Source organism: Lactobacillus delbrueckii subsp. jakobsenii ZN7a-9 = DSM 26046 (genome assembly GCF_001888925.1).
Lineage (GTDB): Bacteria > Bacillota > Bacilli > Lactobacillales > Lactobacillaceae > Lactobacillus > Lactobacillus delbrueckii.
The window spans coordinates 1,045,447-1,060,100 of sequence record NZ_CP018218.1 but is presented as its reverse complement, the minus strand read 5'-3'; the positions used below and the strand labels follow the sequence as shown (position 1 = coordinate 1,060,100).

At 49.5% G+C, this 14,654-nt stretch carries 7 protein-coding genes, 3 rRNA genes, 1 pseudogene and 1 other annotated feature (1 of these 12 running past the window's edge); of the genes and pseudogenes, 3 read left to right on the top strand and 8 right to left on the bottom strand.

What is annotated here, in order from left to right:
- Positions 1–119 precede the first annotated feature (119 nt).
- On the top strand, positions 120–1,325 hold the full coding sequence (locus LJ046_RS05455; RefSeq protein ID WP_002879184.1) for an aminotransferase-like domain-containing protein: 1,206 nt from the start codon (positions 120–122) through the stop codon (positions 1,323–1,325).
- Between the two features lie 231 nt (positions 1,326–1,556).
- Positions 1,557–1,955 carry a uroporphyrinogen decarboxylase/cobalamine-independent methonine synthase family protein gene (locus tag LJ046_RS05450; protein WP_002879182.1) on the top strand — a complete coding sequence of 133 codons (399 nt, stop codon included), beginning with the start codon at positions 1,557–1,559 and terminating at the stop codon, positions 1,953–1,955.
- Between the two features lie 98 nt (positions 1,956–2,053).
- On the opposite strand, the gene rrf is transcribed toward LJ046_RS05450, so the two are convergent.
- From rrf to LJ046_RS05425, 5 genes and pseudogenes are all read right to left on the bottom strand, one after another.
- Positions 2,054–2,170: ribosomal RNA gene (gene rrf / locus LJ046_RS05445) — 5S ribosomal RNA — on the bottom strand.
- Positions 2,171–2,240: 70 nt separating this feature from the next.
- A 23S ribosomal RNA gene (locus tag LJ046_RS05440) occupies positions 2,241–5,148 on the bottom strand.
- Between the two features lie 217 nt (positions 5,149–5,365).
- Positions 5,366–6,929: ribosomal RNA gene (locus LJ046_RS05435) — 16S ribosomal RNA — on the bottom strand.
- Together the 16S, 23S and 5S rRNA genes form the textbook arrangement of a ribosomal RNA operon.
- Positions 6,930–7,446: 517 nt before the next feature.
- Positions 7,447–8,433: pseudogene (locus LJ046_RS05430) on the bottom strand (hypothetical protein).
- A gap of 177 nt (positions 8,434–8,610) precedes the next feature.
- Positions 8,611–10,008 carry a flavocytochrome c gene (locus LJ046_RS05425; protein WP_002879929.1) on the bottom strand — a complete coding sequence of 466 codons (1,398 nt, stop codon included), beginning with the start codon at positions 10,006–10,008 and terminating at the stop codon, positions 8,611–8,613.
- A 380-nt stretch (positions 10,009–10,388) separates the two neighbouring features.
- Here LJ046_RS05425 and LJ046_RS05420 point away from each other — a divergent pair, with 380 nt between their 5' ends.
- Complete coding sequence (locus LJ046_RS05420; protein ID WP_072557701.1) at positions 10,389–11,612, top strand: IS110 family RNA-guided transposase; 1,224 nt, start codon at positions 10,389–10,391, stop codon at positions 11,610–11,612.
- Between the two features lie 222 nt (positions 11,613–11,834).
- Here the strand turns inward: LJ046_RS05420 and LJ046_RS05415 are convergent, their stop codons facing one another.
- The 3 genes from LJ046_RS05415 to LJ046_RS05405 are packed head-to-tail and all read right to left on the bottom strand — an operon-like array spanning position 11,835 to position 14,497.
- Complete coding sequence (locus tag LJ046_RS05415) at positions 11,835–12,548, bottom strand: methionine ABC transporter permease (RefSeq protein ID WP_003613663.1); 714 nt, start codon at positions 12,546–12,548, stop codon at positions 11,835–11,837.
- Positions 12,545–13,600: a methionine ABC transporter ATP-binding protein gene (locus tag LJ046_RS05410; RefSeq protein ID WP_002879060.1), complete on the bottom strand. Its 1,056-nt coding sequence runs from the start codon at positions 13,598–13,600 to the stop codon at positions 12,545–12,547. The genes LJ046_RS05415 and LJ046_RS05410 overlap by 4 nt, the downstream gene beginning before the upstream one ends.
- 36 nt (positions 13,601–13,636) lie before the next feature.
- Positions 13,637–14,497 carry a MetQ/NlpA family ABC transporter substrate-binding protein gene (locus LJ046_RS05405; protein WP_002879061.1) on the bottom strand — a complete coding sequence of 287 codons (861 nt, stop codon included), beginning with the start codon at positions 14,495–14,497 and terminating at the stop codon, positions 13,637–13,639.
- A gap of 83 nt (positions 14,498–14,580) precedes the next feature.
- Positions 14,581–14,654: a binding site (T-box leader), on the bottom strand (it continues 174 nt past the right edge of the window).

The window sequence follows — 14,654 nt, the reverse complement described above, 5'->3', positions numbered from 1 at the left end:
CCCTCCTAACATGAAAATATTTCACTTAAAACCGAAAAAGTTTAGTTTTATTATTCTTACTCCAGCAATTATAATATAGTCAACGCGGAAATGGCAATATAATTTAGGAGCAAAGAAAAATGTTAAGCAAGCTTTTTGCCAAAAGAATCAAAACTCAAAATCCATCCCGCCTGCAAGGGCTCTTCCCGGAAAGCAATTTTTCCGACAACATCTCCTTTGGGGGCGGCTGCCCGGACGAAAGCCTCTTCCCAAGCCAGGCTTTGCAAGCTGCTTACCAGAAAGCCGTTGACCAGGAACAGGCCCACTCCTTCCAATACCACGACGTTAAGGGACCAGGCAACTTGCGCGACTACCTGGCAAACCGGGCAGGGCAGCAGGGAATCAAGGCTAACGCTGATGACATCCTGCTGACGGCTGGCGGCCAGCAAGGGATCGACCTGGTGGCCAAGCTTTTCCTGGGGGCAGGCGACGAAATGGCCGTTGAAGCACCAAGCTATGTCGGCGCCCTGGCTGCTTTTGACAATTACGAACCAGTCTACCATGAAATTCCTTTGGAAGACGACGGGGTCAACCTGGACTACTTTGAAGAAGTGCTGAAAGAGCACCCGGCAATCAAGCTCTTCTACACGGTGCCAGACTTCCACAATCCAACCGGGATCACCATGTCCCTGACCAAGCGCCAGCGCCTGGTTGACCTGGCCAACCGCTACAACTTCGTCATCTTGGAAGACACCCCTTACCGGGACCTGTGCTATCATGGGGAAAGTCTGCCAAGCATCAAGAGCTTTGACACGGAAGGCAGAGTGATTTTCCTGTCCACCTTCTCTAAGATTCTTTCCCCAGCCTTCCGTTTAGGCTGGCTGGTAGCTGGTCTGGAAATCAAGGAACAGCTGGTCAACCTGAAATTGTCAGCTGACCTGGAAGTGCCATACTTAGCTGCTGGTACCGTAGCTGCCTACCTTGCAGACAATGACCTGGACCAGCATATTGATCAGTTGAAGCAGGTCTACCGGGTCAAGCTGGATGCTATGGCTAAAGCCTTAAAGACTTACCTGCCAGCTGATGCCAAGATCAGCCAGCCGGAAGGCGGCTTCTTCTTCTGGGTTGAACTGGACGATGAAATTGATACCAGACAGCTTTTGCTTAATGAAGCCGTTCCAAAAGAGCACCTCATCTACGTGCCTTCGGCTAGCTTCTATCCTAACTGGGACAAGAATAACGGCCTCCGGGTCAGCTTCACCGGCTCTAGCCTCAGCCAGATCGATGAAGGAGCTGAGCGCTTAGGCAGAATCCTCAGCCCGGCCCAGCTGAAAATGTCAATCTAGATAAAGTAAATACTATTTGCAACCGTCCAAGACTTGGGCGGCTTTTTGCGGATAACTATCTGTCAATCTATTGTAGGCTATTTTCTGGCTAAAAAGCAATTTCTATTCTTTTAATCTTACCTTAATTTTCATTTAAAAAATAAGATCCACCAGGCCGGCTTTGATTCGGAAGAAGTACGGCAGTTTTTCTTTGAAACTGCCAAGGAAATCCTGGCCTCTAAGCCAGCTGACATGGACATCACCCTGCATTTCTGCCAGGGCAACCTGCGGTCAAAGAAATTCTATGACGCCAAATATGATGGCCTGGTCGACACCATCTTCCAGCTACCCTTCAGCGGCTTCTTCATGGAATTCGATGATGAAAAATACTGTAACTTCGCACTTTTAGAAAAGCGGCAGGGGCAAAAGATCGTGCTTGGCTTGGTCAACACCCAGTCAGACGAGTTGGAAGACAAGGAAGTCTTGCTTAAGCGCCCGGAGGAAGCCAATAAGTATGTTGATCCAAAGCAGATCTGCATTGCTACCCAATACGTTTTTGCCTCAACAGAAGCCGGCAATTTAATCAGCGAAGAAGGACAGTGGCGTAAGCTCAACCTGGTTCATGAACTGGTCGAAAGTCTTAATGCCTAATATACTCTCAGGCCCTCCTAAATGGAGGGCTTTTTACTTGGTAAGAAGAAGAAAGAGAGAAAACAAAAAGAGCCAGACTTCCATCTGACTCTTGATTCGCGCGGCAGCTTCCTATCCTCGCAGGCAGTTTCCCACCAACTACTTTCGGCGTTAAGAAGCTTAACTACTGTGTTCGGCATGGGAACAGGTGTATCCTTCTTGCCATTGCCACCGCACTCTTTGCTTGAGCTTGCACGCTCAAAACTGAATATCTCTTCCAAGTCAAAACCTCATTGCTTTGCTCTTTTGGTCAAGTCCTCGACTGATTAGTACCGGTCCGCTCCAAGCCTCACGGCTCTTCCACTCCCGGCCTATCTACCTCATCGTCTCTGAGGTGTCTTACTTTCTTGAAGAAATGGGAAATCTCATCTTGAGGGGGGCTTCGCACTTAGATGCTTTCAGCGCTTATCCCGTCCGCACATAGCTACCCAGCGATGCCTTTGGCAAGACAACTGGTACACCAGCGGTGCGTCCATCCCGGTCCTCTCGTACTAAGGACAGCTCCTCTCAAATTTCCTGCGCCCACGACGGATAGGGACCGAACTGTCTCACGACGTTCTGAACCCAGCTCGCGTGCCGCTTTAATGGGCGAACAGCCCAACCCTTGGGACCAACTTCAGCCCCAGGATGCGACGAGCCGACATCGAGGTGCCAAACCTCCCCGTCGATGTGAACTCTTGGGGGAGATAAGCCTGTTATCCCCAGGGTAGCTTTTATCCGTTGAGTGATGGCCCTTCCATGCGGTACCACCAGATCACTAAGCCCTACTTTCGTACCTGCTCGAGTTGTCTCTCTCGCAGTCAAGCTCCCTTTTGCCTTTACACTCTGCGAATGATTTCCAACCATTCTGAGGGAACCTTTGGGCGCCTCCGTTACACTTTAGGAGGCGACCGCCCCAGTCAAACTGCCCGTCAAACACTGTCCTCGGCCTGGATCACAGGCCTGAGTTAGAGCATCCGTCAAGCAAGGGTAGTATCCCACCAGCGCCTCCGATAAGACTGGCGTCCTATCTTCTCCGGCTCCTACCTATCCTGTACATGCTTGACAGATACCCAATATTAAACTGCAGTAAAGCTCCATGGGGTCTTTCCGTCCTGTCGCGGGTAACCCGCATCTTCACGGGTATTATAATTTCACCGAGTCTCTCGTTGAGACAGTGCCCAAATCATTACACCTTTCGTGCAGGTCGGAACTTACCCGACAAGGAATTTCGCTACCTTAGGACCGTTATAGTTACGGCCGCCGTTTACTGGGGCTTCAATTCAAACCTTCGCTTGCGCTAAGCTCTCCTCTTAACCTTCCAGCACCGGGCAGGTGTCAGCACCTATACTTCATCTTACGATTTTGCAGATGCCTGTGTTTTTGATAAACAGTTGCTTGGGCCTTTTCACTGCGGCTGATCTTGCGACCAGCGCCCCTTCTCCCGAAGTTACGGGGCCATTTTGCCGAGTTCCTTAACGAGAGTTCTCTCGCTCACCTGAGGATACTCTCCTCGACTACCTGTGTCGGTTTGCGGTACGGGTGCACCGTTTCTGGCTAGAAGCTTTTCTCGGCAGTGTGACGTCGCAGCCTTCGCTACTTTAATTTCGCTCCTCATCACGCCTTGTCCTTATGAAAGCAAGCATTTGACTCGCTCTCAGACTTGACGCTTGAACGTGGTATCCAGCACCACGCGCTGCTAGCCTCCTGCGTCCCTCCATCGCTCATAACGATTCGGTGCAGTACAGGAATTTCAACCTGTTGTCCATCGACTACGCCTCTCGGCCTCGCCTTAGGTCCCGACTTACCCTGGGCGGACGAGCCTGCCCCAGGAAACCTTAGTCTTGCGGCGGACAGGATTCTCACCTGTCTTTCGTTACTCATACCGGCATTCTCACTTCTAGAAGCTCCACATGTCTTCTCAGTCATGCTTCACCGCCGCTAGAACGCTCTCCTACCACGTGCATAAACGCACATCCACAGTTTCGGTATCATGCTTAGCCCCGGTAAATTTTCGGCGCGGCGTCACTCGACTAGTGAGCTATTACGCACTCTTTGAATGATGGCTGCTTCTGAGCCAACGTCCTAGTTGTCTGCGCAACTCCACATCCTTTTCCACTTAGCATGAATTTTGGGACCTTAACTGGTGATCTGGGCTGTTTCCCTTTCGACTACGGATCTTATCACTCGCAGTCTGACTCCCGCACATAAATGTCTGGAATTCGTAGTTTATCTGAATTCAGTAACCCTTGACGGGCCCCTAGTCCAAACAGAGCTCTACCTCCAGCATCCTCTTTGCGAGGCTAGCCCTAAAGCTATTTCGGAGAGAACCAGCTATCTCCAAGTTCGTTTGGAATTTCACCGCTACCCACAACTCATCCCCGCAATTTTCAACTTACGTGGGTTCGGTCCTCCAGCGCGTTTTACCGCGCCTTCAACCTGGTCATGGGTAGGTCACTTGGTTTCGGGTCTGCGTCAGCCAACTGCTCGCCCTCTTCAGACTCGCTTTCGCTGCGGCTCCGTCTTTTCTGACTTAACCTTGCTGACTAACGCAACTCGCCGGTTCATTCTACAAAAGGCACGCCATCACCCGTTAACGGGCTCTGACTACTTGTAGGCACACGGTTTCAGGTTCTCTTTCACTCCCCTCCCGGGGTTCTTTTCACCTTTCCCTCACGGTACTGGTTCACTATCGGTCACTGGTTAGTATTTAGCCTTGCGAGATGGTCCTCGCGGATTCAAGCGGGATTTCACGTGTCCCGCCCTACTCAGGATACTGATAGGCCTTCTTTGGATTTCGCTTACGGGGCTTTCACCCTCTCTGGCGCGTTTTCCCAAACGCTTCTGCTATCCTCTGAAGTGCCATGTTTCAGTCCTACAACCCCGGCAGATAAATCTGCCGGTTTGGGCTCTTTCCTGTTCGCTCGCCGCTACTTGGGAAATCGATATTTCTTTCTCTTCCTGCAGCTACTTAGATGTTTCAGTTCGCTGCGTGTTCCTTCCTTAAGCTATGTATTCACTTAAGGATAGCATGTCTGCACATGCTGGGTTCCCCCATTCGGAGACCTCCGGATCAAAGCCTACTTACGGCTCCCCGAAGACTTTCGCGGTTAGTCGCGTCCTTCATCGGCTTCCAGTGCCAAGGCATTCACCGTGCGCCCTTCTTCACTTGACCTTGCAAGTTTGTTCTTTCGAACTCTCTCGGTCGCTTTGCAATGTTTTCATTGATCTCAATGATTCTCGGTTTTTTCTTGGAATTAAGATATTCAGTTTTCAACGTACAAGTGAGAGCTGATACTCTCAAAGCTGAACAAAGTTTCTTTTGCAGTGTGCTTCCGTAACTGGTGGACTTCTCTTAGCATTTCTGCTCTCCATCCATCCGTTTTCCTTAGAAAGGAGGTGATCCAGCCGCAGGTTCTCCTACGGCTACCTTGTTACGACTTCACCCCAGTCATCTGCCCTGCCTTAGGCGGCTGACTCCTATAAAGGTTATCTCACCGACTTTGGGCATTGCAGACTTCCATGGTGTGACGGGCGGTGTGTACAAGGCCCGGGAACGTATTCACCGCGGCGTGCTGATCCGCGATTACTAGCGATTCCAGCTTCGTGCAGGCGAGTTGCAGCCTGCAGTCCGAACTGAGAGCAGCTTTAAGAGATCCGCTTACCCTCGCGGGTTCGCTTCTCGTTGTACTGCCCATTGTAGCACGTGTGTAGCCCAGGTCATAAGGGGCATGATGACTTGACGTCATCCCCACCTTCCTCCGGTTTGTCACCGGCAGTCTCTTTAGAGTGCCCAACTTAATGATGGCAACTAAAGACAAGGGTTGCGCTCGTTGCGGGACTTAACCCAACATCTCACGACACGAGCTGACGACAGCCATGCACCACCTGTCTCTGCGTCCCCGAAGGGAACCACCTATCTCTAGGTGTTGCGCAGGATGTCAAGACCTGGTAAGGTTCTTCGCGTTGCTTCGAATTAAACCACATGCTCCACCGCTTGTGCGGGCCCCCGTCAATTCCTTTGAGTTTCAACCTTGCGGTCGTACTCCCCAGGCGGAGCGCTTAATGCGTTTGCTGCGGCACTGAGGACCGGAAAGTCCCCAACACCTAGCGCTCATCGTTTACGGCATGGACTACCAGGGTATCTAATCCTGTTCGCTACCCATGCTTTCGAGCCTCAGCGTCAGTTGCAGACCAGAGAGCCGCCTTCGCCACTGGTGTTCTTCCATATATCTACGCATTCCACCGCTACACATGGAGTTCCACTCTCCTCTTCTGCACTCAAGAATGACAGTTTCCGATGCAGTTCCACGGTTGAGCCGTGGGCTTTCACATCAGACTTATCATTCCGCCTGCGCTCGCTTTACGCCCAATAAATCCGGACAACGCTTGCCACCTACGTATTACCGCGGCTGCTGGCACGTAGTTAGCCGTGACTTTCTGGCTGATTACCGTCAAATAAAGACCAGTTACTGCCTCTATCCTTCTTCACCAACAACAGAGCTTTACGATCCGAAGACCTTCTTCACTCACGCGGCGTTGCTCCATCAGACTTGCGTCCATTGTGGAAGATTCCCTACTGCTGCCTCCCGTAGGAGTTTGGGCCGTGTCTCAGTCCCAATGTGGCCGATCGGTCTCTCAACTCGGCTACGCATCATTGCCTTGGTAGGCCTTTACCCCACCAACTAGCTAATGCGCCGCGGGCTCATCCTAAAGTGACAGCTTGCGCCGCCTTTCAAACTTGAATCATGCGATTCATGTTGTTATCCGGTATTAGCACCTGTTTCCAAGTGGTATCCCAGTCTTTAGGGCAGATTGCCCACGTGTTACTCACCCATCCGCCGCTAGCATCCAACAAATCACCCCGAAGGGATCTTTGAATTCAGCTCGCTCGACTTGCATGTATTAGGCACGCCGCCAGCGTTCGTCCTGAGCCAGGATCAAACTCTCAATTTGAAAATTGAGCTTTTTTAATCTGCTCCAGATTATTTGCTTGCGAATTGACTTCGCTTATTTGTTTGAATCAAACATTGTTTGACCCGCACACTGCGAAACTTTGTTCAGTTTTCAAAGTACCAACTTGCGTCTTAGTGACGCAAGGCTTTATATCTTACTCGCTTGTTGACTCCTTGTCAACAAGTTTTCGATATTTTCTTTTTGCCTCCGCGAGACTTGCTTGTCTCACGCGGCAACAAATATTAGTATACTAGCTTTTTTTGATTCGTCAAATTTGCTTTTTCATTCGTTTTATATCCGGTTCACCAGGGACCGTTGTAATAAAAGTAAACTTGCTTACTCTTTCTTTTGTTTTTTCTTTCCGCAGGAATTATTTTTTAAAGAATCGATAGTTCGGATTATCTCTATTTCTGCTGGCAAAAAAGATAAAACTTTTTCTATTTTCTTTTTCAAAATAAAAACAGACCCTAAGGTCTATTCAAAGATTGGCTGCTATTTGCCTAATATAGATAGACGCTTACTTCAGTTCACTAACGATTTTCTCTAAGCATTCCTTGGCTTCTTCTGGCAGCGGCGTCTTTGGATGCTCACCGTTGTACATGTTCAGCCGGTCCTGCATCCGGACTCTGAGATTCTGCTTGTATTCAGCGGAGTCCAGGTCAACCGGATAGTCAGCAAGCGGCATGTAGCTGACTCCGGCAAAATCGCCAAAGACCTGCCACTGGTCAGTATCATCCACCAGCTTTTCAATGATCTCTAAAGTCAGTTCCTTAGGAATGTTTTTCCCGCAGAAGGCATCCGTGTTTAAAACGTAGCATTCCGCTCCCCTCTTGGTAAAAAGTTCCTCGAAGTCGCCATAGTCGCCCCCAACTGGGTAAGCTCTGAAGGGATCAGCAAATGGTTCGATGACCAAAGTGTTCATGTCAAAACCGGATCAGTCACCTTCAATACCGGCAGCAAAGTAGAAGTACAAGTCCCCTTCATCATAAAGCTTGGATTTCCCGTACATCTCAGCCGCCTTTTCATCAAAAAAGCGGAAGTTGAGCATGTAGCTGAGCAGGTTGAAGGCCTGGTCCTCCGGTAGCATCAAGTGGGCCTTTAAGCTAAAGGACGGGTCCAGCCCAACCAGTACCGTCGTCTTCAAATACTTCTGCTTATGGCCAGCATAAATGTCTTCATACAACCTGTTGGTTAAAGCAGTCGCGTCTTCCTCTGAATCATCGACAAAGTGCCGGGCTGATGCCGTCCGGCCCAAAATCTTGCCGTGGTTGTAAACCAATTGCTTGGCCCCGACCGGCAGACCCAAATCACTGGTGTGCAGGATCGACAGGTCAGTCTCAATTACTCCAGGCTGGCGCTTGGCCAGTTCATATGCTTCCGCTACACTCTTGACTTCATGGACATTGTTGCCGTAAAAAGCTGATTCAATAGTCGCCCGGACCCGGCTGAACTTGCTGTTCGCCTTGACCAGTTCACTTTGCTGATAGTGTTCCCGTGTACTCATGATCTCTTCCTTTCATCATCACATCAATTATCATAAAGCGATTTCAATCATTTTCCTTTATGATAACACGGGTATGTGAAAGAGTGAACTTTAATTTTCTAATTTTTGGTAAAAAAAGACAGCAGCCTAAGAGCTGCTGTCTAAAATAGTATTCTTTTGTAACTTGTTCTTTTCAGCTTAGTTTTCGCCGCGCACGAACTTGCTTGCTTGAATACCAGCTTGCCGGCCAAAGACTACAGTTTCAGCAACTGAGTTACCGCCGATCCGGTTGTTGCCATGCAGACCCCCGGAAACTTCACCAGCGGCGTAGAGGCCTTCAATCACCTTGCCGTCCTTGCCCAAAACCTGGGTTTCAAGGTTGATGTGCAGACCACCCATCGTGTAGTGGATGGCTGGGTGAATGTGGATAGCAAAGTACGGCGCAACTGAAATGTCGCGGTCCATCCCGGTAGTCCGGCCAAAGGCTTGGTCGTCTTGGTCCTTGACTGCTTCGTTCCAGCTGGCAACAGTTGCTTCAAGACCAGCAGCGTCAACGCCGATCTTTCCAGCCAGTTCTTCCAAAGTAGCCCCATGTTCTACCAGGCCGACGTGGTCGTAAAATTCAACTGCCTTAACGTGGTCACGGACTCCTTGGTCAAAGATGAGGTAGGCACCATCTTCATTCAAGCCAGTGATGGCTGCTGAAACAACCTTCCGGGTGTCCAGTTCGTTGATGAAACGCTGGCCGGCCTTGTTGACCAAAATAGCGCCTTCGCCCCGGACAGCTTCCCCGATCAAGAAGGTCTTTTCACCATCAGTTTGCGCGGTTGGGTGAACTTGGATGAAGTCCATTTGCACCAATTCTGCCCCGGCTTCTTCACCCAGGATCAGGCCGTCACCGGTAGCGCCGGCTTGGTTGGTCGTCTTGTAGCCTTCCAGGTCTGGCCGGTACTTCTTAATGATTTCCTTAGAAGCGCCGAAACCACCAGTTGCCAGGATAACAGCCTTGGCCATAACTTTCCGGCGGCCGTCTGGGCCAACAATGTCGATGCCAGTTACCTTGCCCTTTTCGTCTTGCAAAAGCTTAACAACCTTGGTCTTGTTGAAGACTGGAATCCGGGCTGCTTCAATGCTCTTCAAAAGGCCAGTGATCAAGTAACCGCCAACTGGCGCCATAGATGCTGGCCGGTGGGCCCGCTTCTTGCTCATCCCCCCGGTAATCGTCAAGTCATCCAGCTCAACGCCATATTGCTTCAGCCAGTCGATTGCCAAAGCAGCGTGGTCAACGAAGTAGCTCAGCATTGCTTCATCGTTCAAGTTGCCGCCGCCCTTAAGGGTTTCCTGGTAAAAGTCGGCCTTGTTGTCGATGATGCCGTGCTTGAATTGAACCAGGGATTCAGCCGCGTTCATCCCTGATGAAGCCTTGCTGGTATTCCCGCCCAAAACTTCGTTCTTTTCAAAAACAGCCACGCTGGCGCCGAGTTCATGTGCCTGCAAGGCAGCAGACAAACCGGTACCACCGGCCCCGATAACTACCAAGTCGTAGCTTGGGTTGACTAAATCGATTGGAGTGGACTTAAATTCGTATTTTGCCATGATAGTTCCTCTACTCAATTATTTATTACTTACCTCCACATTATAAACCATTTTTTAACTTTTTAAAATTGAAAAGGCTATTTTTCAAAAATGTAAATTCTTTTCTTACTTTCAAAAAGGCAAAACATACTAACCTAGTGTTGGATGATTACTCGACGGAGTAGTCGTTCAACACTTTTTCTTTTACTATGTAAAGTGGAGATGAAGCCAATGCCGTTCCTTTTCTGGACACACGATGTCGTAGGCAAAACGGGCAGCTTCACCATTCAATTGTGAATCTCGTCTAAGTATGTTGGCTGTTAAAGTCCTGTTGAGAAAATTAGATCTGATTGGATTAGGTGAAGGTAGCTCATCTCCGAGTAAAGCGGAGGTTTATTCTTATGGATTTATTGAAAACTGTTTTCGGTATTGATGTTAGCAGCCGAAAGTCTAACGTATGCATTATGGTCAATGGCCAAAAAGTTAATGACTATGCCATCTCCAACGATATGGTAGGCTTCAATCAGCTGCTAGGTGACCTTAAGCAGGTTACTAACCCACAGATTATCTTTGAAGCAACTGGCGTCTATTCCAGAAGACTCCAGGCATTCTTGGACATACACGAATTGCGCTATGTCATGATGAATCCGCTAGAAGCCAAAAGAAAGACAAAGGATGACCTGCACCAGAACAAGACCGATAAGCTTGATGCCTTGTACCTTGCCAAGCTGCAATCTGAGCACCCACAGCGGCTGGCCTACGTTCAAAGCGAAGAATATCAAGAATTGATGGCCAATAACCGTATCTATGAGCAGGCTTCGCACGATCTGATAACCAACAGGAATAGACTGCACAAAGCCATTCAGCTCACTTTCCCAGAGATTGAGCACTTAATGGTTAATCCGAGAGGGAAAAACTACTGGAGTATTGTCCTCAGATTCCCACACCCAGATATCGTACTAGAAACAAAAGAAGTCGATATCATCGACTTCTTAAAGGGCTTAACCGGTATTGGTAAAAAACGCGCTAACGACATAGCGCAAAGTCTTATTCGGTTGGCTAAAGTCGCATGCCCAGCTGTCAAAAAGAACAGTGCTCATATTCGTGGCCTCAAAATGGCTATTAACAACATTCTGAGCGCTGAAGAAGAGTGCCAGACTGCTTTACAGGAGATGGCTAAGCTGGCTCCTAAACGGGATCTGGAGATCCTCACAAGCATTCCAGGCATCGGCGAAAACACTGCTCTAAGAATCATTAGTGAGCTTGGGGATATCAGACGCTTTAACAACCCTAGCCAATTAAATGCCTTCGTTGGTGTTGATCCTCAAGTTTATGAATCTGGCAATCTCACGGCCCACCTGTCAATTTCAAAGCGTGGGACAGCTATTGGCAGAAAGGTGCTGTACTTGGCCATAAACCAAATTCAGTCGGCTAAGAAAGCGGGAAACCCTTGTCATATTGCGGATTATTACGAGAAACGAAAACGGTCTTCTGAGACTGCAAGTCACAAGAAGGCCGCTATCGCATCGATCCATAAATTATTACGGACGATCTTCGCTTTAATTAAGAATGATCAATTGTATAGCTATGACGTAGCCAAACATAACCAAAGACTTTTGTCATAAAAATTGATCCAATAGATATTATAACAGCCTCTTTTTTGAAATTACAGAAGGTGGCTGTATTTATCATGCCCTAAATCAGATATTTAACTCGATTCTCCGGGAACCATTTCCCGATTAGGCCCTTATTTCAAAATAAAATTGCTAAAATCGTTGATAACACTTGACTTAGAGTAGAAAAAGAAAAGAATCTCCTGCAAAGAGAAGATTCTTTCCAAAAATTTCTTACCGGTGCTGGTGGTTCAGCTTCTTGGCCAGGAAGTCGCCAACCACTTGCACGATAAAGATCATGATGACGACCAAGACAGTGGCCAGGAAGGTCACGTCGTTAGCGAAGTCGCGGTAGCCGTACTGGATGGCGGTCGTACCCAGACCACCGGCCCCAACGGCCCCGGCCATGGCAGTCAAGCCGATCAAACTGATGATGGAAACAGTTGACACCCGGATGATTTCTGACCGCGTTTCCTTGAGGTAGACGTCAAAAATAATGTCCCAGTTGCTTGCACCCAAGCTCTGGGCTGCTTCAACCTTGCCCGGATCCAAGCTTTCCAAAGCGACCTGGACCTGGCGGGCATAAAATGGGAAGATCCCTAAAGTCAGCGGGACCAAGGCAGCCGTGTCCCCGATTTCCGTCCCGACAATCAAGCGGGTCAAAGGTGAAATGAAGGCCAAAAGGATAATGAAAGGAATGGCCCGCAAAATGGAAATCAGCTTGTCGCAGAAGTTGAACCAGAACTTGTTTTCCAAGATCCCGCCTGGCTCGGTCAAAACCAGGATGACCCCGAAGAAGAGGCCCAGGACCCCGCCGAAGATTGACGGCCAGAAGGTCATGTAGATGATCTGCAGAATGGAGGTGCCCCACCCGGTGTCCCCGGTCCAGCCCAAGTTGTAAATATTCGGGAAGTTCTGCGCGATCCAGTGTACCAAACCATTAATCATAAGCGGTTACCTCTTTCGTCTAATTCCGTTACCGTGACACCCTCATCGTTTAAGAACTTCAAGGTTGCCTTTTGCTTGTCAGCATCCCCCTTGACCGTGACCAACAGGGTCCCGACCGGTTCGTCAGCCAGGACTTCCACATTGCCGTAGAGCATCGAAGCTTCCACGCCGACTTCCCGGTAAAGCTCGATGATGATTGACTTGGCCACATTGTTCAAGCTGTAGACCAGCTGGTAGAGGGCTTCGTTTTCAGCCAGGCTGATGTTGAGGCTCTTCAAGGTGTCAACTACAGCCAAAGAACCGCCGACGAACTTCTGGGTCAATTCAGCCTTTGGAGCCAGGAAGACATCCCGCAAGTTGCCGTTTTCGACAACCCGGCCGTTTTCCATGACCGCCACCTTATTGGCGATCTTCTTGACCGCGGCCATTTCGTGGGTGATCAAAACGATGGTCAAGCCCAGTTCCCGGTTCAGTTTCTTCAACAGGTCCAGGATCTGGATAGTCGTCTGCGGATCCAGGGCACTGGTTGCTTCGTCTGACAAAAGGATTTCCGGATCGTTAGCCAGGGCCCGGGCGATCGCCACCCGCTGCTGCTGGCCGCCGGAGAGCTGGGCCGGGTAGGCATTGGCCTTGTCTTCCAGGTCAACCAGCTTCAGAAGCTTGTGGCATTTTTCTTCCAGCTCATCGTCAGACAGGTCTGAGTGCTTGAGGGCAAAGGCGATATTTTCAATAACGGTCGTTTCATTAAGCAGGTTGAACTGCTGGAAAATCATCCCGATCTTCCGGCGGCGGGCCTGCAGGTCCTTGCCGCTGATCACCTGTTTGCCGTCTTTGACAAAGTCAACACCCCCAACCACGACGTCTCCGGCCGTTGGCTTTTGCAAAAGGTTGATGGTTCTGACCAGGGTTGATTTCCCGGCCCCGGAAAAGCCAACGATCCCGTAGATGTCGCCTTTTTCGATGTGCAAAGTCACATCCTGCACGGCCTGCACATCGGCAGCCTTTTTCCGCTTAAAAGTCACACTGACGTGGTCCAGTTGAATAATGCTCATATGATCAAAGCTTCTTTCTAGGTTAAGTTAAAAATCTTAGAACTTGGCGTCCCAAGCCGCAATTTGCTTGCTGCCGTAGTACTTCTTGTACAGCTGCTTGGTCTTTTCAGTCTGGTAAGCCTTAACGACTTCCTTGTAAGCCTTCTTGTTCTTGTCCTTCTTGCGGGCAACGATGACGTTGATCCATTGGTATGAGTCCTTGTTGATTGGTTCAACGTAGATGGTTTGCTTGTCGCCCAGGCCGGCTGGATTAGCGTAGTCGTTGTTGACAACAGCAGCGTCAACTGACTTCAGAACTCTGGCAACTTGTTCAGTCGCAACTTCCTTGATCTTGAAGTTCTTCGGGTTGCTCTTGATGTCAGCAACTGAGTACAGCTTGGTAGCGCTGGTCCCCTTCAGGGTGATCAGGCCGGCGTTCTTCAGAACCAGAAGAGCCCGGGCTTCGTTGGTCGCGTCGTTTGGAATGGCGATCGTTGCCCCCTTAGGCAGGGACTTCAGTGACTTGTACTTCAGTGAGTAAAGGCGGATTGGAGCGATGTAGGTCTTGCCGATGGCAACCAGGTTGCTCTTGTTGGCCTTGTTCCAGTTGTTGAGGAAGTTGTAGTGCTGGAAGGCGTTAAGGTCCAGATCCCCTGACTTCAAGGCGCTGTTTGGCTGGTTGTAGTCAGAGAAGTTCTTGGTCTTGACAATGATACCATACTTCTTCTTGGCAGTTGCCGCCACACTCTTCCAGATGGCCCGTTCAGCCTTGGTTGCCCCGACAGTCCCGACGGTTACCGTCACCGTCTTGGGGCTTTGCTGGCTGCCCTTCTTGCCAAAGGAGAAGAAGGCGATAACGGCAAGGACCACAACGGACACGATAGCGATAATAATGTTTCTTTGTTTCTTTTTTCTCATGATTAATACCTCCAGAAACACAGCAGCAATCCCGAAAAAGCGGCAGTCAAATTCGAACAGAAAAGAAAAAGCGTCCGGCCTTGATAAAGGACGAGCGCTCGTGATACCACCTTTAGTTCATTCATTACTTGCGTAATAAATCTCACCAGCTGTCTCT